The organism is Prevotella sp. oral taxon 317 str. F0108 (assembly GCF_000162415.1).
Lineage (GTDB): Bacteria > Bacteroidota > Bacteroidia > Bacteroidales > Bacteroidaceae > Prevotella > Prevotella conceptionensis.
In genome coordinates this window covers 923,619-948,053 of the sequence record NZ_GG740072.1, presented here as the reverse complement: position 1 = coordinate 948,053, position 24,435 = coordinate 923,619, and the positions used below count along the sequence as shown (strand labels likewise).

The window sequence follows — 24,435 nt, the reverse complement described above, 5'->3', positions numbered from 1 at the left end:
CGAATAAAGTTGTATCTTTGCAACAGCCCATTAGGGTTAGCATGTGCTACGGCACGTTGCCTCGCGGGGGAACTTCGGTTTCCCCGTTGTTATTTACAAAGATTCCATCCTTGAACATTAATCTCATTTTACCTTTCTCATAAACCCAAACCTCCCGTATGTCTGCCTTAACGTTCCGCCTGGCTATGATGTTTTTCCTGATGAACCTGTCACTACATCCTTTCGTGTTGTTTATCACAATGTATGGCGATTGTTCCATTCCATGCGACAACATCCTCCCCACTTTCTTCTTACTCCACGGTCTGACAAAGCTTTCGTATTCATAAAAGACACCATCTACACGGAAGTCAGGGCACTTGCGTTCATACTTTGTGCCGATGAGTGACCCATATATCTGCTTGTATTCTTCCGACTTGAAATGTACAGACGGCGTTATTTCCACCTTGTGACCATCTTTAGCGAAAGATTGGGCAACTTCAATGATGTCGTGGTAGTCGGTCTTTTGCTTGTCCACCAGTTCATGAATAGATAGTGTGCCGCCATTCTTATATTTGTTTTTCAATATAAAACCGTTGCTGCCGGGCAGTTTCCCATCAATGTACGGACAATTAAAGCAATCCTTCTTGTGCGCCACGAACACGGCCCGAATGCGGTTCTTAACCCCACGCGGCTTGTAGAATGGGCATTGGGCGCACTTTTCGGGGAAGTACGGGTGCGTGTCGTTGATTAAGTGCCCGTCCTTGCCGGGGTTGTTGTCCAACCCGCGCTGCGGCTGCGGTGCGGGCATGTCCTCCACCACGTCGGCAGGCGTGGCGGGGTCGTCCGTAGCTTCGAGCATGCACTTGCAGTTCCAGCGGTCTTGCGGATGGTGTTTCTCCCAAAAGGGATGCTCGACGGGCAAGGTGAGTTTCTTTTCCCAATATGAGCGGTGCGAGGCCTCGGCATCGGGCGACGTGGTGGGCATCCAACGGAGGTTGGGGAAGATGTCCTTGTTCTCAACGAACTCCTGCCAGTCGGCCGCGGCATGTGCGCGCAACACGGCCGTATTGTATTCGGTGCGCAGCCACGCGCCCGTGTGGTGCGAGGCAATCGTCCGAACGTCGTTCGACCATTGTTCGAATGGTTTTATATTGCCGTTCGAATCCCGCAGTTTGTCGGCCATCGCCTTGCCCATAGCGTGCACCTTGAAGGCGGCGAATACTTCATTGCCGTGGCGCATGGCATCAAGAAAGCGGTCGTTGTGTCGCGGTTGGTATTCTCCACGCGTCAGGCCCTCGGCTGCCGCCTCGTTCATTGTGCGTTGCAGTTCGCGCCACATCTTCGGTTCGATTTCTTTGGAGGTGTCAAAACCCTCGTAAATGGTGTGCAGGAAGTCGCCCAGCAGGTCGGCCGAAACCTCCACGCCACCATCGGCATTATGGATATGCGCGTGGCATGCGCACCGTCCGCCACCATAGTAGAGGTTGTCGATTAGAAGTCGTTGTCCGCCCCGATGGGTGTCGGGGCTAGGCCGAAAAAACGGCGCAGGGCGTTTGTTGGGGCTTTGCGTGTGGGCGGTTCGGGAGTTGTGGGTTCTTCGCCCTGGTGTGCAAGCTGCTGACGCAAGGCCGTACGTTCCTCTTCCTTCTTCGCCTTAAGCTCGTTGTAGTTCTCGGGTTTGGCAACGCCGAATGTCTCGTACAGGTAGTCGTCGTCGATAGGCAGCCCCATGTTAGATAACTTCTGCACGATGTCAATCTGCTGCGCGGTGTCCACCTTCTCTTTCTTGGCGTAGACGAACTCACCCCCGTCGGTGTTGAAACCAAGTTGTGCGAAGATGTCGCGCATCTGATAATTGAGAATGTCGAGGATGAAATCGCGGTCGTCGGCGTTCATCTCGTCCTCCTCCTCCTTATGTATCGTGCCAAGGGCCTGCGTGCCGGTACTCTTGGCGTCGGTGGTGAGGGTGTTGCCCAGCACGCGGATGCTAATCTTGCTGTCCCAATATTCAGCAAAGGTGCGGTACAGCTCGCTGCTGCCGGTCTTGTTGCCCGCCTCGATTAGGTTCAGGTCGCTGTCCTTCGGATGGATGTAGACGGCATTGGTTCCCTGTTGTCGCGCCTCGCGGATGAGCGTGCGGCGTGCCTCTTCGTCGCCGGCATCATAGGTGTACTCGCGTATGGGCATGCCGAAAATGTTGCAGAAACGGGCCCAGTCGCCCATGTTGCCCTTCTTGTACAGCACGGCGGGCAGAATCTCGGCGAATATGCCCAGTCCGCGCTCGCTTCCCACGAACAGCGTGTGGCCGTACTCCTCGACGGGCACTCCACTGATGTCGCCCTGGTGGCGAAGCACCAAGCCGCGGATGGGGTCGTAGTTCTTGCGGCTGATGCTGTCAAATCGGATATTGCCGTCGTCTTCTTCCATCCGAAACTGTACGAGGGTGAATCCCCAGAACTCGGATAGTATGAGTTCCTTGCGCAGCTCCTTGAACCAGGGCGAGCGGAGTTGCCTGTTTATCTCCTCGTCGGGTTTCCCATCGCGCTGAAATTCGATGGGTATCTGCGTCACTCCACGCAGCCGTTTGGCCATCACGCCCGTGAGGTGGAGGTCGAAGTTCGCGCTCTCGTACATGTCGTACAGGCGCACGCGGTTGCTGTAATCGATGCCGCGCGCCGAGGTGACGGCATTCATGTAGTGCTGCAAATTGAAGTGGAACAGCTCGGGCATCTGCAGCACCACGTCGGGCTGGCGTTCTCCAGGTGCGGCGAGCATCCCACCCTGCGTTATTCGGCGGCCTTGTGCGCGCCTTTGTTTCAATGTCTTCATCTTGTAATCCTTTTGATTGTCCGTTTATAAGAGCGTGGGGCGCACTTCGTCGGCCTTTATCTGCCATCGGCTCTTGTCCTCAATCTCCTCGGCTGGCAGCAGCGGTGCGCCGTCGATGGTCACGTCTCCGCGCATCACGCCCTTGAGCCACTCCACCGCCCGGTTGTAGCGGTCTTCCCTACTCTTGGATATCTTGTAGGGGTTGTGCTGACAGAAAATGTGGTAGATGGCGATGTCCAGCGCGAACATCAGCACCAGGGCGTGGCGGTCGGTGCCGCGTGCGGAGAAAATCTTGTCGCAGTCGTACTTTTTGTTCAAGTACGACCGCATTTCCAGCACGGCGCGGTCTTCGCATATCTCCACAATCTGCGGGTCGTAGTCGGCCGTGCCTTGGCGCAACAGACTGTCCAGTATCTCGCGATGTATGCTCGCGTCGTAGTCGGTTATGTCTATGAAATTGCTCATGTTACATCATAAATGGGTTGTCCTTATTCATATCCTCATCGTTAAGCGCGATGGTGTAAGTGGGTTCCAGCTCGCCCGTCTTCTGGTCCACCGTCGTCACCCCGCCCTCCACGGCGTCGGGGCCGTCGGCAGGGTATGGCAGGGTGAGCTCGAAGAGCTTGAACTGGTTCATCAGCTCCTGCATGTGGGGGTTGTCCTTTTCTTCCTCATTGAAAACCCACGTGCCCAGACGGTCGAGCGGCTCCAGGTTGGCCTCGATGCGCGTTGCCTTGTCCGTCTTCTTGCGCGTGTCCTCGCGAATGAAGAGCTGCACCTTACGCTTGGCGCACTCGTCGCGCAGCAGGGGCTTGAACACCTGCTGATAAAAAGGGTCTTGCAGCTTGTTGTTCTCGATATACCAGTACACGTTGGCTCGGCCCGCCACATACTTGTCCAACTCAAAGTACCAGCCTATGAAGTTGGCGTTGGTCTCGCGAGCGAGAAAGCCCTTTATCACGTAATAAACGCCCTTGTACTTTCCAACGAGCCACAAGGCTTTGGTGCTGCTCGCCTTCTTACGGCTGTCCGAATAGGCCGGGTCGCCGTAGCCTATCAGGAAGCGGAACTTCTTCAAGGGCGGCACCTTGCCCCAGGGCAGGTTCTTGAATATCTTGCCCTCTGCCACGGGGTTGTTGAAGTACTCGCCCTGCTGGGCGCGCACCGAGATCTTCGAGAGGCTTCGGTCTATCTGTTCCTCGGTATTCTTCTGCGGCCAGGTGCTGTGCCCGTGCTTGTCGCGTATGTTCACGATGTCCCAGCTGTTGGCCAACGCTCCTGCGCGCGTTATGCAGCAATCCTTAGCGATGATGTTGCCGCACCACAGCACCAAGGTCGGCTCGGATATAGAGCGCGTTGGGTATAGTGCCCGCTCGGCCCACTGCCATTTCTTGTCTAGTGTTGCTGGGTTTCGGCAGTCCTCATCGGTATCGTAGTCGTCGAAGTACAGCACGTCGGGGCGTATGGCCTCGTTGCGCATGCCACGCGGCGCAGAGCCTGCACCCAGGGCGATGAACTTCGCCCCGCACGCGCAAGCGAATTCCGTGTTGGTCCACGCCCCGATGGTTTCCTGCTTGCCGTAAAACTGCATCAGGCGCGGGTTCTTCTCAAAATTGGCCTTGTAAGGTGCGAGCAGGCGTTCGGCCGCATCGATGGTGGCCGCCGCCAATGCCACGAACCGCTTGCGTTTGGTGAGCGTGAGGTACATCAGCACGAACATCACCACGGTGCTCTTGGCCAGCTCGCGGCTCCAAGAGAGCACCTCGTACCATTCGTCATTGGCTATGATGCGCCGTATGGCCTTGATGTGGAAGGGTGCGAACTCGTATTTGGCGTACGCCGGGAAGAAATAGCGTATCCACTCCACGGGGTCGCGTTCCAGTTCCTTTCGCCGGCGTTCTACCTCATATCGCGACAGACCCTCGTCCACCGGCACGTCCTTGGCCAGCCCCTCATGAAACCTGCGCCACAGTTCCAACGCCTGCTTGTCCGTATGTTTAGCTTTCATCCGCGTGTGGTTTGGTCTTTAATGAACGCGTCGAATAGGTTGTTGAACTGCTTGGCCGCCTCGACGTCTAGCGGGCGCAGCCATGTTAGGAAGCGCATGCCCACGGACACGCAGTCACTCACGCCAACATCGTTCTGCAACTTGTTGATGGCATTGGCCAGCTTGGCCAGCGCGTCGGCCTCGGCGGGCGTGGCGTAGCGTTGTCCCTCATCACGCGCGGCGATGGCGTTGTTGACCTCTATTATCTGCCTGTTCCATTGTGAGATGATCTGCGCGGGGGTGATGGCCACTGATGCCTTCACCTCCTCCCAGTTGCCCTCGCGTATCCATCGGCTGACGGTCTGACGGGTGGAGCCAACCTTATCGGCAATTTCCTCTTGGGTGTAATTTCCGTCCAAAAATAGTGAGCGTGCAATGCTCTTCTTATCGATATTTGTCTTTGCCATCCATTTCTAATTTTGTATGCAAATTTCCCCCTTTTTTCACTAATCGTAAAATTGCAAATTAACCATATACGCCTGAATTGCAATGGTGTACGTTCCGTATTACACCATATTTTTACGATTTTTTAGGCTCGTTTTTTCAGTTTAATTTTGCCGAAAAATCAAAATACGGTGCAAAAGAAATTCTTCAATATAATCCCAGGTGACGGAGAGGTCGCCATACTGCTCTACGGTGATGTGGGCGACGGGCAGCGCGTGGACAGCGGCCGCGTGGTGGCCGAACTGATGGCCTTGCAATCACAGTACTCCAAAATCGATGTGCGTATCAACAGCCGCGGCGGTGACGTGTTCAGCGGCATCGCGATATATAATGCATTGCGCACGAGCAAGGCGGACATCACTGTCTATATCGACGGAGTGGCGGCGAGCATCGCGGGCATTATCGCCCTTTGCGGCAAGCCCCTGTACATGTCGCCATACGCCAAGCTGATGCTGCACGCCGTGAGCGGCGGCACATGGGGCAACGCATCGGAGCTGCGCCAGATGGCCGAGGTTATGGAAAATCTACAAGGCGATCTCGCCTCGATGATTGCCGGACGGTGCGGGATGAAGAAGGACGAGGTGCTGGCCAAGTACTTCGATGAGAAGGACCACTGGATTTCCGCACAGGAGGCACTCTCGATGAAACTCATCGACGGCATATACGACATGGACGGCGAGGCGGTGAACGCTGGCTCGACCGATGAGATATATACATATTTCAACAACAGGCTGAGAAATCAGCCACAAAACAAAGACAGAGGAATGGCATTATTAGAATCATTGAAGGGCATCCCCTCGTTCGCCAACTTGGCCGACGAGAATGCCGTACTCGCGCACGTTCGCGAATTGGAGAACAAGGCCGCCAAGGCCGATGCCCTGGCGCAAGCCGTGGAGGGCTACAAGAAGAAGCTGCAGGATGTGGAGGACAAGGAAGTTGTCGCCATCATCGACAAGGCGATTGCCGAACGTCGCATCACCGCCGAGCAGAAGGAATCCTTTATGGCATTGATGAAAACCGACCGCGAGAACACGGAGAAGTTGCTTGCGAGCATGAAGGCACGTCCCTTCCGCCGCATAGTAGACGAACTCCGGGATGAGACCGGTTCGCCTGCCAATTTGGCCGGCAAAAGCTGGGACGAGCTGGACAAGGCCGGCAAGCTATCGGAGCTGCGCAATGCGGACTTCGAGACGTTCAAGGCCAAGTACAAGGAGAAGTTCGGCCTCGACTACAAGGAATAGGACGACATTATAACAACATTAAAACAGCAATAGAATGGCATTGAATATCAGTATTTGGCAGACTACGCTTGTCGAGAACTTCTACCCCGACAACAGCTTTGCATCGAAATCGGTAGACGACTCCGCGTTCGTCCATGCGCATAAGGTGATCATCCCCAACGCAGGCGCGCCGTCGAAGGTTCAGAAGAACCGTACGGTGAAGCCCGCATCGGTGAACCAGCGAACCGACCATGACTTGGAATATGAGATTGACGAACTGACCACCGACCCCATCTACATTCCGAATATCGACACGGTGGAACTGTCGTATGACAAGCGCAACTCAATAATCAGCAATGATCGCGAACAGCTGCGGAACGCTGCGGAAGAGAACATTTTGGAACGCTGGGGTCTTGGGGTTCCCTCAAAAAATGTGTTATTCACTACGGGTACGACGGAGCGCGAAGCACACACTTCGGAGACCGCGACAGGCAAGCGCAAGTGCATCACCAAGGCTGACTTGCTGAAGATCATGACACGCATGGATGCGGACAACGTGCCAAAGGAGGGACGCCACATCCTGCTCGATGCGTACATGTACGCCGATTTGCTTGAAAACCTCTCGGAATCGGATAAGTGGATGTTCCAAAACTCCGCTGACGTGCAGCGCGGCATAGTCGGCAATCTCTGGGGCTTGAACGTCATGACACGCAGCCAAGTTCTGCGCGTGAAGACCGACAAGAGCCTCTTGAGTTGGGACCAGGAAGCCGTTGCGGGAGAGATGGCCGCTGCGCTGGCTTGGCACGACAAGTCGGTGAGCCGTGCGATGGGAGAGGTGAAGATGTTCGACTCTACCAACAATCCCCTCTATTATGGCGACATCTATTCGTTCTTGCTCCGCACAGGCGGTTCCGTTCGCCGTTATGACAAGAAGGGTATTTACCTTTTGGCCGAGGCAGCTAAATAAGAAAGGAGTGGCGTATGTTACCTAGGATTAAGATACAATTCCTCAACGGCCAGCTGGGCACCGTTGGTGAGAGTCCCGACGGCCTGTTCGCCCTGGTGTGCGGCGCGGCGGCCGTGGCCAAGACGTTGGAACTGGACAAGGCCTACACCCTGCATTCGTTCGATGAGTTGGCCAAGCTGGGCGTTACCCCCGAGAACAACCCCCGCCTGCATAAGCACGTGAAGGAGTTCTATGCCGAGGCCGAGGAGGGTACGAAACTCATCATCTTCCCAGTGGACAAGACGAAGACGTTCACTGAACTGCTCGACAAGGATACGGGCCTTGTTAAGGAACTCGTCACAGCGCAGAACGGTGCCTTGCGGGGCATATTTGTGGCCGGCGACGGCCGCGAGGCCACCCTCACCACCAATGGGCTGGATGACGACCTCCTTACCGCCTTGCCCAAGGCGCAGCAGCTGGCCGAATGGGCCACGACGCAGCTCTACGCCCCGCTCTTCATTGTCATCGAGGGGCGCGGCTACAAGGGCGGTGCGGTGAAAGACCTGCACGGCGAGGCCTACAACCGCGTGGGCATACTCATCGGCGACACGGTGAAGGCATCCGAGGGCGCGGCCGTGGGCGTAATGGCCGGCCGCCTGGCAAGCATCCCCGTGCAGCGCAACATCGGCCGCGTCAAGGACGGTGCATTGAAGCCCATCGCCATGTACATCGGCGACAAGCCGGTGGAAGAGAACGCCTCGGCCGTGAGCGACCTGTACGATGCGGGCTACATCACCCCTCGCAAGTACGTGGGCAAGGCCGGTTACTTCTTCACCGACGACCGCCTGGCCTGCGTCCCCACCGACGACTACGCGCACATCACCGCGCGGCGTACCATCGACAAGGCCTACCGCATCGCCTATGCCGCGCTGCTAGACCTGATGCTCGACGAACTGCCCGTGAACGAGGACGGCACATTGCAGCACGGTATCATAGTTGCGTGGCAGCAGATGATGGAGAATGCCGTAAATCGCGCCATGACGGCGCAGGGCGAACTCTCCGCAGATGCCGACGGTGCGGGCTGCAAGGCCTACATCGACCCGAAGCAGAACGTGCTGGCCACGTCGAAAGTGGAACTCACGCTGAAGGTGCGCCCGTTCGGGTACGCACGCTATGTTGACGTGAAGCTGGGGTTCCAGGTGGAAACGGCAGGTAAGTAACATTTCGTGGGTGGGCATCGAGCCCACCCGCCTCACAAATCAAATCAAAAGGCAATGTTCAACAGCAGAGAATACGAATGGGCGGACATCAGTGTTGTGATGGGCGGACGGCCCGTTACCGGCATCCGCGGCATCAAGTACAATATCAAGAAAGAGAAGGAACTGCTATATGCGAAGGGCAACCGTCCGCACGCAGTGCAGAGCGGCAACTACGACTATAGCGGTGAGATAACGCTGTTGCAGAGCGAATACCTCGCCTTGCGCGAAGCCGCCAAGGGTGACATCCTCGCCGCCCAGCTCGACGTGGTGGTGGCATACGGCAACCCCACACGTGGCGACACCATCAGCACCGACATACTGGTGGGCGTGGAGTTCACAGAAGACAACACCGAATGGAAACAAGGGGACAAGTTCCAAGAAAAAACCATCCCCTTTGTCTTCATCGACAAGAAACAGGCGTAAAACCAATTAAAGCTACACGATATGAAATATACGAAAGAACAGATAGAAGAGTGGAAGCGTAAGCACGGCGACCTCTTCGAGATAACCGTCGAAGGCAAGGGCTGCATCCTGCACCGCCCCACGCGCCAGGACCTGAGCTACGTCAGCGTGCTCAAAGACCCCATCAAAATGAGCGAGACCATGCTCAACCAGCTGTGGGTGGTGGGCGACGAAGAAATTAAGACCGACGACTCGCTCTTCCTGGCGGCCATACAGAAGATGCAGGAGGTTCTGGAAGTGAAGGAGGCCGAAATAAAAAAGCTTTAGAGGATGCCGAGGTGGACGTGTCCGACGGGTTCGACATCCTCTTCTTCAACACCGTTATGCGCTACTACCTGCACCTCGACCCCGATACGCTCTCGGACGAGGAATGGGCGCACACATATAAATACTTAGGTGAAATAAGAAAAGCGGAAGCAAAAGCGAAAGGCGATGGATAACGTACTGAAATTCCTCATCAAGCTCAAAGCCGACAAAGGCAATGTCGTGTCGGTGGCAAGAGAGACGGAGCGGCAGCTTGACAGCATCAACCGTAAAGCATCTGTCGTTGGGCGTGGCTTGAGAAAGGCGTTCTCGTTGGAAGGATTCAAGGGCTCACTCATGGCCATTCCAGGCATGCAGTTCCTGATGAACCCATACACGATGATTGGCGCGGGCATCGGGGCGATGGTTCGGCTGGGCGCGCAGGCCGAGAGCGTGAACGTGGCCTTCACAACGCTGGTGGGCAGTGAAAACAAAGCCGCCCAGATGTTGGGGCAGATCAACGACTTCGCCGCACACTCGCCCTTCGGCAAGATGGACCTCACCCAGAGCGCGCAGACCATGCTCAACTTCGGCGTGGAGACGGGCAAGGTGCTGCCGCTGCTGCGCCAGCTGGGCGACATATCGGGCGGCGACAAGGACAAGATGTCGGCCCTCTCGCTGGTGATGGGCCAGGTGTCGAGCACGGGCTATTTGATGGGTCAGGACCTGCTGCAGTTCATCAACGCCGGGTTCAACCCCATACAGGAACTGTCACAGATGACAGGTATATCCGTCGACAAGCTCAAGGACAAGATGGCGAAGGGGCAGATAACGTACCAAAACGTGGAACAGGCCATAGCCCATGCCACAGGCGCGGGCGGCAAGTTCAACGGCATGATGGACAAGCAGAGTCAGACACTGGCGGGCAAGTGGAGCACGCTGATGGACACCGTGCAGCAGGGCGCAATAGACCTATCGCAGAGCGTGAACACGCCCATTGCCGAGGTGGTGGACAAGATAACGGCGGCCATCCCCAAGGTATTCGCCGTCTTTCAGGCCGTTTTCTCGGCCATCTCCGCAGGCATCGGGTTCGTGGTGCGGTTCCGCACGGCATTCATGATCCTGGGCGGTGCGGTGCTGGCGGTGTGGGCCGTCTTCCGCACGTACACGATGGCATTGGCCGCATATCAGGCCATCACCACGCTGGTAACGGCCGCCACGAAGATATGGACGGCCGCACAGTGGCTGCTCAACGTGGCCATGACGGCCAACCCCATAGGGCTCATCGTCGCAGGCGTGGCCGCGCTCATCGCCGTCATCGTCTTTTGTTGGACGAAGTTTGCGGGGTTCCGCGCATTCTTGATAACCATGTGGGACGTGTGGCGCAAGTTTGGCGACTTGATTAAGACCTACGTGGTGGACCGCATCAAGGAACTTATCCGCGGCGTAGGGCTGCTGTCCAAAGCATTCTCCAAGCTGTTCTCGGGCGACTTCAAAGGCGCAGCCGCCGACTTCGCCGCTGGCGTGAAGAACGTCTCCGGCGTGAATAGCGCGGTGCAACTGGTGAAGAGCACCGCAGCAACCGTTCGCGGCATCGGCGGCACGTTTCAGAAGAACCTGGCCGCAGAACGCGCCAAGGACAAGCAGAAGGAGAAGAAGAAAGGCGAACGTTCGGCCATCTCAACGCCAGGGCTAAAAGGCAGTGCGGCGGTCGGGGATGTGGTGTTCGGCGCAGGCAAGGGCACAGACAAGGCCGGCAAGGGCAAGGAGGGCCGCCGCTCGGCCGAGGAGATCGCCACAGGCGGCCGACGCTCCACCAGCATCACGATGAACATCTCCAAGTTCTTCGACACGCTGCATGTGCACATGACGGATAAGGCCGACACGGCCGAACTGGAGCGCATCGTGGTGCAAAGCATGAACCGCGCGCTGGCCATCGCCACCAGCACCGACCGATAAGCCGGGACTAGTCAGACTGGTCGGACTGGTCTGACTGGTCTGACAACCACAACAGCAAGGCTTTTGCCTTAACCCTTAACTCCCGAAAGATTTATGAATAACGTAACGCGCTTTGCGCTTGAGAATATGGCACTCCGCATAACGGGCGGCAAAGTACCTCCCTACTGGCTGTTCCGCGATGCGGGCATCCGCCAGGTTGACGAGGGCGACTACTCTGCCATCCGCGCCATGAGCGACGCCGAACTTGCCGACATGGTTCGCACCAATGCCCTTGGGCTGCCAATGGCCATGCCGTTGAGCCTGAAGCTCGAAGAGCCAGGCGCACAGGAGTGGCTACTGCCATTCGAACCGATGATAAGCCTCACGGGCAAGAACATCATCAAGCGGCGGCAGGTGAACAAGGGCGTTATCCGCGGCTCGATAAAGGAGCGATGGGCGCAAGACGACTACGACATCACCATCGAGGGCGTGCTCATCGGCACCGACGGCCGCTACCCTTCGGCCGACGTGGCCCGGCTCAAGAACTTCTGCGAGGCGGCCTCCGTCACGGCCCTATCGCCGCTATTGGAGGTGTTCGGCATCTCGCGCCTGGTTATCGAGAGTTGGGAAATGCCGTTCACGGCAGGCGAAGCCAACCAGAACTACAGCATACGTGCATACAGCGACGACGTGTACAAGCTGCTGCTCGGCACGAACGAATACGAACTCATGAACTCATAACCTCACCAACTCAAGAACTCTCCACATGTACACAATGGCATACGATATTATCATCGGACAATACAAGCTGGGCATGCTCGCCGCCGTTAGTGTGCACAAGAGCGTGGAGTTGCTGGCCGACACATGCGAAATAACCCTGCCTGCGGCCCAGCTCAACCAGGCACTCGACGTGGAGAGCCGCATAAGGCGCGGCGATGTCGTGTTGGTGAAGTTCGGCTACAAGGAAACGGGACTGACAGAGGAGTTCCGCGGGTGGCTACAACGTATCGCCACAGATGGCGGCGACATAAAACTGTTCTGTGAGGACGACCTCTTTACTTTCAGGCGAGACCTCCCCAATGAGGTTCTCAAACAGGTGCCGCTCTCCGAGCTGCTAGCCCATATAATAAAGGGTGTGGGCAAGGACTATAAGGTCAATTGTACCTACACATGGACTTACGCCAAGTTCGTCATCCACGACGCCACGGGCTACGACGTGCTGAAGAAGGTGCAGGAGGAATGCGGCGCGGACATCTACCTGCAAGACGGCGCGCTGCATGTACATCCCCCCGGCGAGGTGACGGGCACAGAGCGGCGATACGACTTCGCGCTCAACGTAGAAGATGCCGACCTCACCTATCGCCGTGCCGAAGACAAGAAGGTGCGCGTTGTGGTGAAGGCGTTGATGCCCGACGGTAAGGTGAAGGAAGTGGAAGTGGGCAGCACAGGCGGCGAGAAGGTGGAGGTGAAATGCCACGCTTCGGACACCGCATCGATGCAGGCGCGCGGCGAGGCCGAAGTGCGCCGCCGAAGCTTCGACGGTTACGACGGCAGCATTACCACTTGGCTCGTGCCGCAATGCGTGCCAGGCGATACGGCCACGCTGCACGACGCCGACTATCCGCATAAGGACGGCACATATTACGTGCGGGCCGTCACCACGGAGTTCTCCGAAAACGGCGGCGTACGAAAAATAGAATTAGGCTTCAGATTAAGCTGACCGCAGATAGCCCAGCGGGCGCGAGCCATCTTTTCACCCTTTCACTTTTTCACCCTTAAAGAATGGACAACTACAAGGAACTGGCGCAATTGGTGCGCAGCGCAGCCGGCAAGGCCCAACTCACACTGATGCAGGGCATCGTGCGCAAGGTTAGCGGCTTGACGTGCGAGGTGGAGATTGGTGGCATCGCCGTTCCCGACGTGCGGTTGCGCGCCTCGGAAGCTGCGGACGGCGGGCAGATGCTCGTAACGCCAAAAACAGGCAGCGCGGTAATCGTCGGCAGCCTATCGGGCGACCTCACCCAGCTGGTGGTGCTGGCCGTGGACCAAGCTGAGAGCATAACGATAAACGGCGGCAAGCTGGGCGGCCTGATCAACATCGAGCCGCTCACACAGAAGATAAACGAACTGGTGCAGGCGTTCAACGCCCACACCCACCAGGGCTTTCACGGGCCGACTGGCCCACCGCTCAAGCCGGCACAGCAGCTGAATAAGAGCGATTACGAAGATACGACGATAAAACATTAGGCAATGAACGGCATACAGCTGACGGACTTCGCTCCCGCCATACGCGTGCGGCGAGACGAACAAGGCAAGATAACCTCGGGGCTGCAAGTTGGCAACACGCTGCGGCAGAACCAGGCACTCATACTGGCACTGAACAAGGGCGAACTGAAAGAACGCCCCTCGGTGGGATGCGGCATCGCCGACATGCTGATGGACAACGACCCGCTATACTGGCGCACCCTCATACGCGAACAGCTGGAGATGGACCGCCAACGGGTGAACAACATACGCATTACGCCGAAAGGTATCGAAATCGACGCAACATATTAAAAACAACATAACATGATAGAACATTTCTTACAAAAACTTTCCGAGGCACTCTCCACAGTTTGGGGGTGGCTCCTGTTCCTCGGCCTCGTGGTGATGAACTTCATCGTGGGGTATGAAAAAATGGTGGGTTTCACCGTCATGGCCATCGTACTGGATGCCGTCTGGGGCATCGCCGCGAGCCTGGTACAAAAGCGATTCGCACTGAGCGAATTGGCGCGAGACACCTTCGCCAAGCTCGCCGTATACGGCACGGCCGTATTCGCATTCATCCTGGTAGACAAGTTGGCGGGCATAAGCGGCGGGCTGACGACGAGCGTCATCTGCATCGGCATCATTTTGGTGGAATTGTGGAGCATGTCGGCTAGCATGCTGATATGCTTCCCACACATGCCCTTCTTGAAGATATTGAAGAGAGCCTTGGCTGGGGAGATAGCCAGCAAGCTGAACGTAAAGCCCGAAGACGTGGCAGAGGCATTGGAGAACTTACATACAAAACAGGAATGAGAACGATAAAGTACATCGTGGTGCATGCCACAGGTGGTTCGCAGCGAACCACCATCAAGGAACTGATGATGGAATTCGCCAGGCTGGACTGGAAGGCACCAGGGTACCACTATGTGGTGCATGTTGACGGCAGGATAACCCAGCTGCTTGGTGAAGAGAAAGTGAGCAACGGCGTGAAAGGTTACAACCACATGCTCATCAACGTGGCCTACATAGGCGGACTGGACGCCAAGGGAAAGTACGCCGACACGCGCACGGCTGAACAGAAAGAGGCCCTGCGCAAACTGCTGGGCATGCTTCATAAGAAGTATCCGGCCGCCGAGATACGCGGGCATCGCGACTTCTCGCCCGACCTGAACCACAACGGCATCATAGAGCCCTGGGAGTTCATCAAGGCCTGCCCCTGTTTCGATGCCAAGAAAGAATATAAGGACATCTAACCCCGAGAGCAATGAGACACCTATTATATATACTTGCATTAATCATGCTGCTGGCTTCGTGCCGCACGACGCGGACGATAACCCGAAACAGCGAGGTGGACGTTCGCCAGCGCGACTCGCTCGTGCTGCGCGACAGCGTTGTGCTGCGCTACGTCACCGCCACGCGCGACAGCGTGACCATCCGTGACAGCGTGGTGCTGGTGAAGGACAGTTCGGGCAGGGTGATTGCCACTGAGAGATACCGCACCAGCGAGCGCACACGCGACACCCATGCCGACAATTCGGTCACGGCCACACGCGACAGAACGCACGACAAGGGTGTCAGCGCGCATGTGAAGGAAAGGTCGACGGACTCGAAATCCGGCTGGCCTACCCTAGGTACGATAATGGACATCGTGGGGTGGATAGCCTTCGTATTGTTCCTCATACTATTCGCACGCAAGTTATGGAGGCGACGGTAAGGGACGGCCAGTCGTTGGCCGACATAGCCGTACAGGAATACGGCGCATTGGAGGCGGTGGTGCGGCTGGCGATGGACAACGGCATGGCCGTGAGCCAAGCACCGCCTGCGGGAATGCGCCTTCGCCTGCACGACGGCGAGTACAACCGCCCCATGCGCCGCTATTGCCAGGCGCACGGCATCGCCCCGGCCACGCTGCGCGGTGATGGCGGAATGAGGGCGCGCATATTCAACGAGACTTTCAACGATACATTCAACTAAACCCAACTCAATGGCACGCACGATAGCAGAGATAAAGCGCACGATGACCGATGCATTCATGGCCAACGCCACGCTGCGCGAGGCATACGGACTGGCGGAAGGCGACACCTTCGAGGGCAGTTTCTCGGCGGTGAGCCTGGAGAGCATCCTTTTCTTCATCGTGGCGGCATGCTGCCACGTGATGGAGGCATTGTTCGACCGCCACCGCCTGGACGTGGACGAGAAGATAAGCCGCGCCGTGGTGGCCAGCGTGCCGTGGTACTATAAGGTGGCGCGGCAGTTCCAGTACGGCGATGCCTTAGTCTTCGACGATACAACCTCGCAATGGCGTTACCCCACCACAGACGGGAAGAAACGGCTGGTGCGATACGTGGCCGTGCGCGATCGCGGCACAAGCATACAAATACTGGCATCTGCCGACAAGGATGGGCTGCCCGAACCGCTTTCTGCCGATGTTCTAACGGCGTTCAAACACTATATGAACCGCGTTAAGATTGCGGGTGTGGTGCTCAACGTTCGTTCGCTGCCCGCCGACAGCATTCAGGTGAGGGCTACGGTGCAGGTGGACCCGCTTATCCTTAGTGCGAACGGAACAAGGAATGGGGAAGAGTCAAGACCCGTTGAAGATTCGATAAATGCCTACCTGCGCGGTATCACTTATGGCGGAACATTCAACAAAACACGTCTTGTTGATGCCATCCAGGGCGTAGAGGGCGTTGTCGACGTGACGTTGGCCGAATGCCTGTACAAGGCGGCCGCCGATGCCGACTATCGCCCCGTGGCGGGAAACAACTATACGGCAGTGGGCGGCAGTTTCGTTGCAATTGGACTTCAAAACTCTATAAGATATGTGGTATGACGTAGACTTCACCCGATGGGCCGTGCAGCTGCTGCCGCCCATACTGCGCAGCCGCGTGCTGGTGGCACTGCTCCGCATCATCATCATCCCCCTGGCCTATCTGCACCGCCTCTTCACGGATTATCGCAAGAAATTGGCCGAAAGGCTCGACATCACGGCCAGCGTTCAGGATATCGAACGCGCGCTCAACCGTCGATTCTTCTTGCGAAACAGGCAGATATACATAGAGTCCGAATCTGACGACCGGCATCCGTGCCTGTATTTCCATGCGGAGGGCAAGCCGCCCACATTCCTAAACCCACGCATGACGTTATGGATGGCCGGCGAAGTGCCAAGCAAGCCAAACTTCACAATATTTGTCCCCAGTTTTCTTGTCTCGTCGCTCAATTCAGAAGAAGACCGCCATCATGGACGCCACCTCGCGGAGATTATACGCATTGTTGAACGATATAAACCGGCTGGCCGACGCTATGCCATAACGATATACGAATATGAATAGACTTGTTTTTAGTGAGGGTGGGCAGCCCTTATTCCTCGATGACATCAAACTTTTGCAAGACAACGATGCAGGCTTCAACCGCCAGCTCTTGAATGCCATAAGCGGGAGGTCTTCCGTATTCTTGCTTCAAGCATTGGACATGAAGATCTTGTCCGTAGACCAGGAAAAGTTTACAACGACGGCCAAGGTGTACGCAGGCTCAATTGTCATCGCCGGTGACATAATAGACTTCCCCGAAACAACGGTGACTGTTAAGACATGGCACGACCCTTTATATGTCTGCATTAAGGAAACGGAACACGAGGAGCGAGAATTTGAGGATGGACAGACAAGGCCATGCAGGCAATCAACACAGGCATACGTAAGCACAAGTAAGGATGGTGTGAAAGCTGCCTATAACGCCTTCGAACTTCCAACCCTGACAGGACTTCTGCGGCGCAGCGTTGGTATTGAAGGGGCATTCGTATGGAAAGACATTCCTGTTACCTTCTTCAATGGATATGGCGGACAAGTACAATACATGGAGCAGAACGGCTCCATACGTGTGAAAATCAAAGTAAGTAGCAGAAATGGGGATTGGAAAAATTCATCAGATGGACTTCTCTTTGAAGTAGATCCTGTGATAGGCTCTTTTCTGAACCGGAAATGGAGCACAACCTTTGGTGCGGGAGGGGATAACGGCTCATTTCTATGCGCGTTGGAATTTTACGATGGTAAATGTTTCCTCCATGACATAAGGGGGGCTTCTGGAAATGACGGGGCAACTTGGTCTCCAATAGTATGCCCTGTTTCCGTCATTTTTGAAGTAGTAGAATAAGTATGGAAGCAACAATATACGAACTCCAAGCCCGCGCCCAAGCCCTACGCGAGAAGACGCAGGAAGGCAGCATCACCCCCGAAGAGGTGGGTGGGCTCATTGCCGACACGCTCGCCCTGTTGGCAGATGTGGAACAGACGGCGGGAAGTTTGCGCGTGAGCAAGGTCTACGCCTCCAAGGCCGAGATGGAGGCGGACACCGCCCCAGAGGATGCGCACCACCAGCCACTCAAGGCTGGGCAGCTGGTGGCCATACACGCCGAAGGCGACAGCCCGGACAATGGCAACATCTACGTTTACCTCGCGCCAGGTTGGAAGCTAATCGGCAACCTCAACCGCGTGGCCATCGGCGAAGACCTGGGGCAGGCCTATCCTGGCACGAAAGGCAAGAGGCTGGCAGAAGACTTGAACAACGAGCGTATCGAGCGAACCGACAACGACGCCGCCCTGCAACGCGCCATCGCCAATGAGACGGACAGCCGCAGACAAGCCCTTACCGAACAGGCCGAAGTCCTGCGCCGCGAGACCAACAAGGCCGTGGCGGACGAAGCCACAGCCCGCGACAGGGAACTAACGTCCATCAGGCAGAGCATCCGCGATATGCAGGGCAATATCGGCAGCGTCGAGGGATTCAAGCACGCGTTCTTGACGGAAGAAGAGTATAATCGCAAGCAGCAGGCTGGGGAACTCGACCCCGACCGCTGCTACTTCATTGAGGAGTAGGACATGATAAGCAAGGACAACCGCCCAACGGCGGCCGTATATTACGGCACGAGGGCGATAACCGCCGTATATCGTGGCGCGCGGCTCGTATGGACTGCCATACGCAGCTGCTTCGGCTCAGGCGTGTGGATAAGTGAAAAGAATTGGGTTGACAACGAAAACTGGAAATAGACATGGCCAACGGAATAGACAAGAAGATAAACGACCTCGCCACAGCCTGGCAGGGATACAAGGGGACGCGCATCGAGGAGTTCTTGAAAGAATACCTCTCGAAGCTCGACGGCGCAAAGTTCGGCTTCGTGAACATAGAGAGCGGCGAGAACTCGCTGCAGACGATACGGTTCTTCCGCGACGAGCATGCGTATGCCGATTGGTTTGCCGACCGCACGGCGAACGCCGACCGCGTGCTGGGCGAATTTTCACTATACAGCAACAAACCGGTGGAAAGCTACACCATGCGCGCCATCATCACGCGCTACCCCGCCGCCAACATGGCACGTGGAGCGCAGAACGCCGTGAGCTTGGCGTACAATTGTTATTGGGGCGACAACCCTGCCGACCGCGACACGCAGGACGGAACGGCGACAGTAGAGGTGAACGGCGTGGCAGCTCCCGCACTGACGCGCCAGCTCAAGGCCAGCGGCACGGCCACGGCCAACGTCTACACCTTCGAGTTGGGCGACCTGCTTACGGCCGAGACCAATGAGGTGAAGCTGCGCGTGACCAACGCGCACGGTGCGGAGAAGGTATTCACCTTCAACATCAACACGTACAGCCTCACGTTGGAGTTCGACCCCGCATACGACGAGAGCCAGGTGCAGACGTCGCGCTGGTCGCTGCGCGTGCTGTGCCAGGGCGTTCCAGCAACGGTGTATTGCCGCATACAGGACGGAGCGCGCACCGACACGCTAACAAAGAGCATCCACAATTCATCGGGCGAGTTCGTCGTCGATGAGCAGGACCGCTATGGCAGCGGCGCACACGCCATCACGCTGTGGGCCGAGAACAAGGAACTGGGCCTCCGTACACCCAACATCACCACCACCTACATCAAGGCCTCTTCCGGACCGGGCGGCGTGGCCGCGCTGTGCTTCGGCAAGGGCATTCCCGCTACGGCGCGCCAGTTCAGCGTGGCAAGGCTGCCCTACTACTTCTACTTGCCTGACGAAGATGCCGGTACGGCCGTATCGGTGAAGGCCGAGCTGCTGTACGGTGGCGGACAGCACGTGCGCCAGCTCTCCGTTCAGAAGGTAACGTTGAACCCGGATCATGGCAGCGGCCTGCAAACGCTCAATGTGGCGTTCGACGAGGCAGAATATCTGCCCGAGGTGACGGTGCGCCTCTCTGTTGGTGGCGTGTCGGCCGAGTGCAAGATAAGGGTGCAGGGGTTGGGCGTTGACCTCGCTCCTGCCGACGAGTGCAAGGTGTACTTGCCAATGCGCGGGCGTGCCAACGGCGACGAAAGCGCACAGAACATCGTGGCCACATATCGCGGACGGCAGACGGCACGATTGGTACGTTCGGACAACTTCCGGCTAGACGACAACAACGGCTTTATCGACGGACAGGGCATGACCATCCTCGCGGGTAAGAGCGTCACGCTGAAAGACTTCCTGCCGTTCGGCTCGGACTTTGGGGCGAACGGTTCTAAGCAGGGTCGCACCATAGAGATGGAATTCGAGAGCGGCATTTGCTCGGACGAGAATGCCGTCATCGTCGACTGTATGGACGGCGGGACGGGTTTCCGCGTGTATGCCAACCGCGTTGAGCTGGGCTGCGCGACGGGCAACGTGATAACCTACTACCCTGAACAGAGCCGTGTACGCCTGGGCGTGGTGATAGACGGCACCACCACCCACACGCGCAACAACCTGGGTGGCGGCAGCGTGGCCGAAAAGGACGTGAACCTGGCCTACCTCTATATGAACGGCGTTATCGTGCGCATGTTCGACTACGCCACGGCATTGTGGAAACAGGGCGCACCAAAGGAACTCGTGATTGGCAGTCCGCAAGCGGAAGTGAAGCTTTATTCCATCCGCATGTACGACAAGGCCCTGAACTTCACCCAGATGGTGGGCAACTACGCCTACGACACGCCCGACATTGAGGACGTGACCGACCGCGATGGGCGGTTCGTGCGCTTCGGCAAGGTGAGCATCGCCCGGCGCAACGACATCCTCAACAGCGTGGGCGACATACACAACCCCGATGAGATCGTGTCTTATAATAAGGTACGCAAGGCCCTGCCCGAAACGCCCATCGCCGTGTGGGACATTGAGAACCTTCCCTACAACAAGAATAACCCCAATGTGCCCATCACCGGAACGGAATTCATTAACCCGCAATGGGACAAGGCGCGCGATGGCTGGGCAGGTGTCCCATTCAAGGTTGGTCCGCACGCATTCAACGCCGACGGCACGTCGAGCAATGGCTACCCTCTTCCGTACAAGAACTGGGCGGAGATATTTGAAACGTTTTCGGGCGACCCCGTTACGCTCACACTCGATCCTGGACATAGTGACGAGCAGTCCACCTCGTACAGCATCACGCGCGGCGTGGCCGAGGGCGAGAAGGAGATGGTACACAAGGTGAATTTCGCCAGCTCCGAGGGAATCTTCAACGTGCTTGCCATGAACCTATTCCAGGAGATACTGCTGGGCTGCGCGCGTAACGACATGGACCTCTATACGTCGTTCCAGCGTGCACAGGCCATGCAGGGCACGGAAGTTACCTACCGCAAGAGCCTGAGCGGACTGTCGGAAATCGGCTTCCGCAAGACGGCGGCCACGTCGGCCAAGGAACCCACCTTCCTCTCCATATATAATATGATAAATAACAAGTACAGCGCATCTTTCCTCGGTTTCCCGAAGAAAGACCACACCAAGGCGCAGGTGTGGGAGATTGACGAGAACGTGAACTTCTTCAACCGCGAGATGACGCTGCACGAGCTGCTGGCCGATGGCACGGTGCGCCAGAGCAACGGGACGGACAGCGCAGGGCCGATGTATTATGCTCGCGTGCCGAAGAAGTCGCCCACCAACAAGAAGAACAAGCTAGGGCAGGTGAAATCGGCCACCGACGACATCGAGGCTGCCAACAGGGAGTTGGCCGTCATCCGCCGATTCCACAACTGGGTGGTATCGTGTAATCCCCACCTGCCCGAGCGGTATAAGGCCGAACACGGCGAATACAAGCTGCTCGACCAGCCGGTGATGTACAATGGCGTGACGTACGACCGCGACACGCCCGCATATCGTCGCGCGCGGTTCGTCAACACCTACCGCGATTATCTCGTGAAGGACGATGTGCTGTTCTACATTGTGTTCTGTGTGTTCTTCCTCGGCATGGACTCGCTCGACAAGAACATGAGCATTGCCTTCGACGACATCGAGCTGAACCCCGACGGCAGCGTGAAGGTGGCGCACGCACGCCTTTTCCTTCGCGACACCGACACGCAGAGTCTGTTCAACAACTCAGGCGCGCTGTTCTACAAATACTGGGCGGAGTGGAACGACGCCTACAACCCCACCACGGGTAAGACGCAACCAATAGCTGGCGAAACCTACGACCGCGACAACCATGCGTGGCTGCCCAAGATGGACGAGGGCTACTCGCCCGTGTTCAACGGCCGCCTGTCGGGACTTATCGACCTGGTGTGGCAGTGTTGGGGCGACGACCTGGCCGCCATGTATAAGAGCATGCGCGACAACGGACTTGAATCCTCCAACATTTTCCGCCGCTACACAGACTTTTGGAAACAATGGTGCGAGAACCTTTACAACGCCGACGCGATGGGCTATGCCAATACTGGACACTTCACAAAGGCCTACGGCGACAAGCTCATGCTCATGCTATACTTCTTGCAAAAGCGTAGTCGTTACATGGACAGCAAGTTCTGCTGTGGCGCAAGCGTGGTGAACAACCTGCGCATGCGCCTATACGAACAGGGCAAGGGTCTTGCCATCAAGCACTATTCGCCCCTGTACGCCTCTGTGCAGTGGGGTGCGAACAACTTCGCCACGGTGCGCAATATCGACGGAGGCTATGCTTTGATCCCCTTCGGTTTCACCAATCCCCAAAACGCCACCTTCGACATCGACGATGCAGACATGATTACCGACATCAAGACATTCACGCGGCGCGTGGGCGGGCAGGTGACGTATTCGGGCCTCGAGGGGCTTGGAGACTTCGAGTTCGACGCAAATATGCAGCTCTTGCGGCGACTAGAGGAACTGGTGATGGACTATGCGCCCCAACGTCCCAATACGCGCGAACGCGGCACGGCCTTCGACCTGTCGAAATGTGTCATGCTCCGGCGCGTCATCGTCCGCAACGTGAAGAACCTCGCCAAGGTCATTCAGTTGGGAAGTGGCGTCTTGCAGGAGGTGGATTTCACAGGCACGCCCATTAAGGGAGTGGCAATGCCCGAGAACGGCACGCTCACGCGCCTGGTGCTGCCCGACACCATCGAGGAACTGACGCTGCGCGGATTGGACGCGCTTGAGCCGGGCGGACTGAATTTGGGCGGGCTGGCCAATGTGAAGAAGTTCCGCTACTCTGCCTGCCGCAAGCTCAATGGATTCGACCTCTTGCAACGCATCTATGCAGCGGGCGCAAAACCCACCGACATCGAGATGGACGGACTGAATGAAACGCTCGCATCGCTTGACACGCTTGACCTGCTGGCCGCAGCAGGGGCAAAACTCAGTGGGCGTATAACGCTGCGTGGCGTGACGCCCGACTTCCGCGCAAAGCTGCGCTACGTGCAGGCCTGGGGCGACGTGGACAATTCCCGCAACCCGCTACACCTCGTGTACGAGCGAATACCAGTGAACTCGGTGACCATTTCGGGAGACATATATGTGCAAGAGGCAGGTGTTGCTTGGTTGAATATCTCGCCAGACAATGTACGTGCCAACAGCGTGCGCACCATTGAATGGAGCATGGCGGCTAACCCCTACGCCACCCTCGACGCGCGTACGGGTCGAATGGCCGTTACGCGTGTCGGCGCAGACGAAACGGCTAATGCACAAGTGACGGTAACCGTCACTGTGGACGACGGCCGACAGCTCACCGCCACCGAGACGGTGTACTTCTACAAGCGAGCTCCGCAAGCGGGCGACATCGTCTACGCCGACGGATCGTGGAGCGATAAGCATAATAAAAATAAGACACCAATAGGTGTGTGTTTCTACGTATCTGCCGACGGAAAGGACCGTCGTATGATGGGGCTGACACGACTGAACTCTTTTAATACGTCGTGGGGCACATCTGGAAACTATATTGATCGGCTGGCAAAGCTTGCTAGCGAGCCGGCACGCGATATCTCCGTAGTGCGGGGCATGAAAAAGAATTGGCCAACGGAAATCGCGGACGACTGGATGACGCTTGAAGAGCCGTTGCTGGACTATCCGAGGGGAGCCAAGATCCCATACGGAATGTACAACACCCTGTGCATAATCCGTCAGCGCAATGACATCTTGCAGGACGAGAATTACAAGCTGGACGTACCGCATGCATCGGCAGGTGTCTCGGAATTTGAAGACGTTAAAAGATGTGCTTTGAAATACTTCAATGAAAATCAGATATACGTCTACTATGTGCCGGCCAGTCTTAGCTATGCCTATTCTCCGGCCGTATTGAAGGGAGAGACTCTCTCCAATCAATTCGCACCACATAAATGGCGTCTTCCATCAGCGGCGGAGGCAAAAGCCATACTTGTCAGCATAGCCAACGATTACACCTCAGACAGGAACTTTCTCAAGGCGGCAGTTTCCTATGGCCTGATTGAACAGTTGGTGATTGATGGTAGTGTGTACGTGAAGTCTTTGGAAACTTCACAAGAAACATCCGCACAAGAGAGGCTCGTAGGCGTGGAGTGGACTGTAAGGGGCTGGGTGAAATGGGGAGTGTGCACGTACGTCTTCCCTATATGCAACTTTTAATTTAA

Annotated in this window: 26 protein-coding genes; 21 read left to right on the top strand and 5 right to left on the bottom strand. The window is 56.8% G+C overall.

Annotated elements, in window-relative coordinates:
- Nucleotides 1-46: 46 nt before the first annotated feature.
- The 5 genes from HMPREF0670_RS03425 to HMPREF0670_RS03405 form a co-directional block, all read right to left on the bottom strand.
- Nucleotides 47-1,402: a phage minor head protein gene (locus HMPREF0670_RS03425; RefSeq protein ID WP_009229773.1), complete on the bottom strand. Its 1,356-nt coding sequence runs from the start codon at nt 1,400-1,402 to the stop codon at nt 47-49.
- Between the two features lie 68 nt (nt 1,403-1,470).
- On the bottom strand, nt 1,471-2,808 hold the full coding sequence (locus HMPREF0670_RS03420; RefSeq protein WP_009229772.1) for a DUF935 family protein: 1,338 nt from the start codon (nt 2,806-2,808) through the stop codon (nt 1,471-1,473).
- A 24-nt stretch (nt 2,809-2,832) separates the two neighbouring features.
- Nucleotides 2,833-3,273, bottom strand: coding sequence for a phage protein Gp36 family protein (locus tag HMPREF0670_RS03415; RefSeq protein WP_009229771.1), 441 nt, complete (start codon nt 3,271-3,273; stop codon nt 2,833-2,835).
- Nucleotide 3,274: 1 nt separating this feature from the next.
- On the bottom strand, nt 3,275-4,816 hold the full coding sequence (locus tag HMPREF0670_RS03410; RefSeq protein WP_009229770.1) for a hypothetical protein: 1,542 nt from the start codon (nt 4,814-4,816) through the stop codon (nt 3,275-3,277).
- Nucleotides 4,813-5,262, bottom strand: coding sequence for a YfeC-like transcriptional regulator (locus HMPREF0670_RS03405; RefSeq protein ID WP_009229769.1), 450 nt, complete (start codon nt 5,260-5,262; stop codon nt 4,813-4,815). Before HMPREF0670_RS03405 ends, HMPREF0670_RS03410 begins: the two co-directional genes overlap by 4 nt.
- A gap of 168 nt (nt 5,263-5,430) precedes the next feature.
- On the opposite strand from HMPREF0670_RS03405, the gene HMPREF0670_RS03400 reads away from it, so the two are divergent.
- The 21 genes from HMPREF0670_RS03400 to HMPREF0670_RS03310 all read left to right on the top strand — a co-directional run bounded on the left by HMPREF0670_RS03400 (nt 5,431) and on the right by HMPREF0670_RS03310 (nt 24,430).
- A complete protein-coding gene (locus HMPREF0670_RS03400; protein WP_009229767.1) occupies nt 5,431-6,540 on the top strand; it encodes a head maturation protease, ClpP-related in 1,110 nt (369 codons plus the stop codon).
- Between the two features lie 40 nt (nt 6,541-6,580).
- Nucleotides 6,581-7,486 carry a hypothetical protein gene (locus HMPREF0670_RS03395; RefSeq protein WP_157579535.1) on the top strand — a complete coding sequence of 302 codons (906 nt, stop codon included), beginning with the start codon at nt 6,581-6,583 and terminating at the stop codon, nt 7,484-7,486.
- Between the two features lie 14 nt (nt 7,487-7,500).
- Entirely contained in the window at nt 7,501-8,685 is a 1,185-nt protein-coding gene (locus tag HMPREF0670_RS03390) for a DUF2586 domain-containing protein (protein WP_009229765.1), read from the top strand.
- 54 nt (nt 8,686-8,739) lie between these two features.
- A complete protein-coding gene (locus HMPREF0670_RS03385) occupies nt 8,740-9,147 on the top strand; it encodes a hypothetical protein (RefSeq protein ID WP_009229764.1) in 408 nt (135 codons plus the stop codon).
- A 21-nt stretch (nt 9,148-9,168) separates the two neighbouring features.
- Nucleotides 9,169-9,453: a hypothetical protein gene (locus HMPREF0670_RS03380; protein WP_009229763.1), complete on the top strand. Its 285-nt coding sequence runs from the start codon at nt 9,169-9,171 to the stop codon at nt 9,451-9,453.
- Between the two features lie 11 nt (nt 9,454-9,464).
- Nucleotides 9,465-9,626: a hypothetical protein gene (locus HMPREF0670_RS16180; protein WP_009229762.1), complete on the top strand. Its 162-nt coding sequence runs from the start codon at nt 9,465-9,467 to the stop codon at nt 9,624-9,626.
- Nucleotides 9,619-11,388: a tape measure protein gene (locus HMPREF0670_RS03375; protein WP_009229761.1), complete on the top strand. Its 1,770-nt coding sequence runs from the start codon at nt 9,619-9,621 to the stop codon at nt 11,386-11,388. The genes HMPREF0670_RS16180 and HMPREF0670_RS03375 overlap by 8 nt, the downstream gene beginning before the upstream one ends.
- A 93-nt stretch (nt 11,389-11,481) precedes the next feature.
- Nucleotides 11,482-12,108: a DUF6046 domain-containing protein gene (locus tag HMPREF0670_RS03370; RefSeq protein WP_009229760.1), complete on the top strand. Its 627-nt coding sequence runs from the start codon at nt 11,482-11,484 to the stop codon at nt 12,106-12,108.
- A gap of 25 nt (nt 12,109-12,133) precedes the next feature.
- Nucleotides 12,134-13,087 (top strand): hypothetical protein, encoded by a 954-nt coding sequence (locus HMPREF0670_RS03365; RefSeq protein ID WP_009229759.1) that lies wholly within the window; start codon nt 12,134-12,136, stop codon nt 13,085-13,087.
- Between the two features lie 62 nt (nt 13,088-13,149).
- Nucleotides 13,150-13,614 carry a hypothetical protein gene (locus HMPREF0670_RS03360; RefSeq protein WP_009229758.1) on the top strand — a complete coding sequence of 155 codons (465 nt, stop codon included), beginning with the start codon at nt 13,150-13,152 and terminating at the stop codon, nt 13,612-13,614.
- Nucleotides 13,615-13,617: 3 nt separating this feature from the next.
- Nucleotides 13,618-13,923: a hypothetical protein gene (locus HMPREF0670_RS03355; RefSeq protein WP_009229757.1), complete on the top strand. Its 306-nt coding sequence runs from the start codon at nt 13,618-13,620 to the stop codon at nt 13,921-13,923.
- 12 nt (nt 13,924-13,935) lie between these two features.
- Nucleotides 13,936-14,427 (top strand): phage holin family protein, encoded by a 492-nt coding sequence (locus HMPREF0670_RS03350; protein ID WP_009229756.1) that lies wholly within the window; start codon nt 13,936-13,938, stop codon nt 14,425-14,427.
- Nucleotides 14,424-14,867: an N-acetylmuramoyl-L-alanine amidase gene (locus HMPREF0670_RS03345; protein ID WP_009229755.1), complete on the top strand. Its 444-nt coding sequence runs from the start codon at nt 14,424-14,426 to the stop codon at nt 14,865-14,867. Before HMPREF0670_RS03350 ends, HMPREF0670_RS03345 begins: the two co-directional genes overlap by 4 nt.
- Before the next feature lie 11 nt (nt 14,868-14,878).
- A complete protein-coding gene (locus HMPREF0670_RS03340; protein WP_009229754.1) occupies nt 14,879-15,328 on the top strand; it encodes a hypothetical protein in 450 nt (149 codons plus the stop codon).
- Nucleotides 15,313-15,588, top strand: a complete 276-nt coding sequence (locus HMPREF0670_RS03335; protein ID WP_044077660.1) for a hypothetical protein — start codon at nt 15,313-15,315, stop codon at nt 15,586-15,588. The genes HMPREF0670_RS03340 and HMPREF0670_RS03335 overlap by 16 nt, the downstream gene beginning before the upstream one ends.
- Before the next feature lie 10 nt (nt 15,589-15,598).
- On the top strand, nt 15,599-16,447 hold the full coding sequence (locus HMPREF0670_RS03330; protein WP_009229752.1) for a hypothetical protein: 849 nt from the start codon (nt 15,599-15,601) through the stop codon (nt 16,445-16,447).
- On the top strand, nt 16,437-16,946 hold the full coding sequence (locus HMPREF0670_RS03325) for a hypothetical protein (protein ID WP_009229751.1): 510 nt from the start codon (nt 16,437-16,439) through the stop codon (nt 16,944-16,946). Before HMPREF0670_RS03330 ends, HMPREF0670_RS03325 begins: the two co-directional genes overlap by 11 nt.
- Entirely contained in the window at nt 16,939-17,763 is an 825-nt protein-coding gene (locus tag HMPREF0670_RS03320; RefSeq protein WP_009229750.1) for a hypothetical protein, read from the top strand. The genes HMPREF0670_RS03325 and HMPREF0670_RS03320 overlap by 8 nt, the downstream gene beginning before the upstream one ends.
- Before the next feature lie 2 nt (nt 17,764-17,765).
- Nucleotides 17,766-18,485 carry a hypothetical protein gene (locus HMPREF0670_RS03315; protein WP_009229749.1) on the top strand — a complete coding sequence of 240 codons (720 nt, stop codon included), beginning with the start codon at nt 17,766-17,768 and terminating at the stop codon, nt 18,483-18,485.
- Nucleotides 18,486-18,488: 3 nt separating this feature from the next.
- Entirely contained in the window at nt 18,489-18,656 is a 168-nt protein-coding gene (locus tag HMPREF0670_RS15550) for an MFS transporter (protein WP_083786783.1), read from the top strand.
- A 2-nt stretch (nt 18,657-18,658) separates the two neighbouring features.
- A complete protein-coding gene (locus tag HMPREF0670_RS03310) occupies nt 18,659-24,430 on the top strand; it encodes a hypothetical protein (RefSeq protein WP_009229748.1) in 5,772 nt (1,923 codons plus the stop codon).
- Nucleotides 24,431-24,435: the final 5 nt, after the last annotated feature.

What these genes read in the sequence shown, in the direction of transcription:
- HMPREF0670_RS03370 (WP_009229760.1), top strand. Translation starts at nt 11,482, where the DNA reads ATGAATAACGTAACGCGCTTTGCGCTTGAGAATATGGCACTCCGCATA.
- HMPREF0670_RS03320 (WP_009229750.1), top strand. Translation starts at nt 16,939, where the DNA reads ATGAATAGACTTGTTTTTAGTGAGGGTGGGCAGCCCTTATTCCTCGAT.
- HMPREF0670_RS03405 (WP_009229769.1), bottom strand. Translation starts at nt 5,262, where the DNA reads ATGGCAAAGACAAATATCGATAAGAAGAGCATTGCACGCTCACTATTT.
- HMPREF0670_RS03335 (WP_044077660.1), top strand. Translation starts at nt 15,313, where the DNA reads ATGGAGGCGACGGTAAGGGACGGCCAGTCGTTGGCCGACATAGCCGTA.
- HMPREF0670_RS15550 (WP_083786783.1), top strand. Translation starts at nt 18,489, where the DNA reads ATGATAAGCAAGGACAACCGCCCAACGGCGGCCGTATATTACGGCACG.
- HMPREF0670_RS03310 (WP_009229748.1), top strand. Translation starts at nt 18,659, where the DNA reads ATGGCCAACGGAATAGACAAGAAGATAAACGACCTCGCCACAGCCTGG.
- HMPREF0670_RS03330 (WP_009229752.1), top strand. Translation starts at nt 15,599, where the DNA reads ATGGCACGCACGATAGCAGAGATAAAGCGCACGATGACCGATGCATTC.
- HMPREF0670_RS03385 (WP_009229764.1), top strand. Translation starts at nt 8,740, where the DNA reads ATGTTCAACAGCAGAGAATACGAATGGGCGGACATCAGTGTTGTGATG.
- HMPREF0670_RS03355 (WP_009229757.1), top strand. Translation starts at nt 13,618, where the DNA reads ATGAACGGCATACAGCTGACGGACTTCGCTCCCGCCATACGCGTGCGG.
- HMPREF0670_RS03315 (WP_009229749.1), top strand. Translation starts at nt 17,766, where the DNA reads ATGGAAGCAACAATATACGAACTCCAAGCCCGCGCCCAAGCCCTACGC.
- HMPREF0670_RS03345 (WP_009229755.1), top strand. Translation starts at nt 14,424, where the DNA reads ATGAGAACGATAAAGTACATCGTGGTGCATGCCACAGGTGGTTCGCAG.
- HMPREF0670_RS03365 (WP_009229759.1), top strand. Translation starts at nt 12,134, where the DNA reads ATGTACACAATGGCATACGATATTATCATCGGACAATACAAGCTGGGC.
- HMPREF0670_RS03410 (WP_009229770.1), bottom strand. Translation starts at nt 4,816, where the DNA reads ATGAAAGCTAAACATACGGACAAGCAGGCGTTGGAACTGTGGCGCAGG.
- HMPREF0670_RS03415 (WP_009229771.1), bottom strand. Translation starts at nt 3,273, where the DNA reads ATGAGCAATTTCATAGACATAACCGACTACGACGCGAGCATACATCGC.
- HMPREF0670_RS03380 (WP_009229763.1), top strand. Translation starts at nt 9,169, where the DNA reads ATGAAATATACGAAAGAACAGATAGAAGAGTGGAAGCGTAAGCACGGC.
- HMPREF0670_RS03350 (WP_009229756.1), top strand. Translation starts at nt 13,936, where the DNA reads ATGATAGAACATTTCTTACAAAAACTTTCCGAGGCACTCTCCACAGTT.
- HMPREF0670_RS03390 (WP_009229765.1), top strand. Translation starts at nt 7,501, where the DNA reads ATGTTACCTAGGATTAAGATACAATTCCTCAACGGCCAGCTGGGCACC.
- HMPREF0670_RS03420 (WP_009229772.1), bottom strand. Translation starts at nt 2,808, where the DNA reads ATGAAGACATTGAAACAAAGGCGCGCACAAGGCCGCCGAATAACGCAG.
- HMPREF0670_RS03325 (WP_009229751.1), top strand. Translation starts at nt 16,437, where the DNA reads ATGTGGTATGACGTAGACTTCACCCGATGGGCCGTGCAGCTGCTGCCG.
- HMPREF0670_RS03360 (WP_009229758.1), top strand. Translation starts at nt 13,150, where the DNA reads ATGGACAACTACAAGGAACTGGCGCAATTGGTGCGCAGCGCAGCCGGC.
- HMPREF0670_RS03340 (WP_009229754.1), top strand. Translation starts at nt 14,879, where the DNA reads ATGAGACACCTATTATATATACTTGCATTAATCATGCTGCTGGCTTCG.
- HMPREF0670_RS03375 (WP_009229761.1), top strand. Translation starts at nt 9,619, where the DNA reads ATGGATAACGTACTGAAATTCCTCATCAAGCTCAAAGCCGACAAAGGC.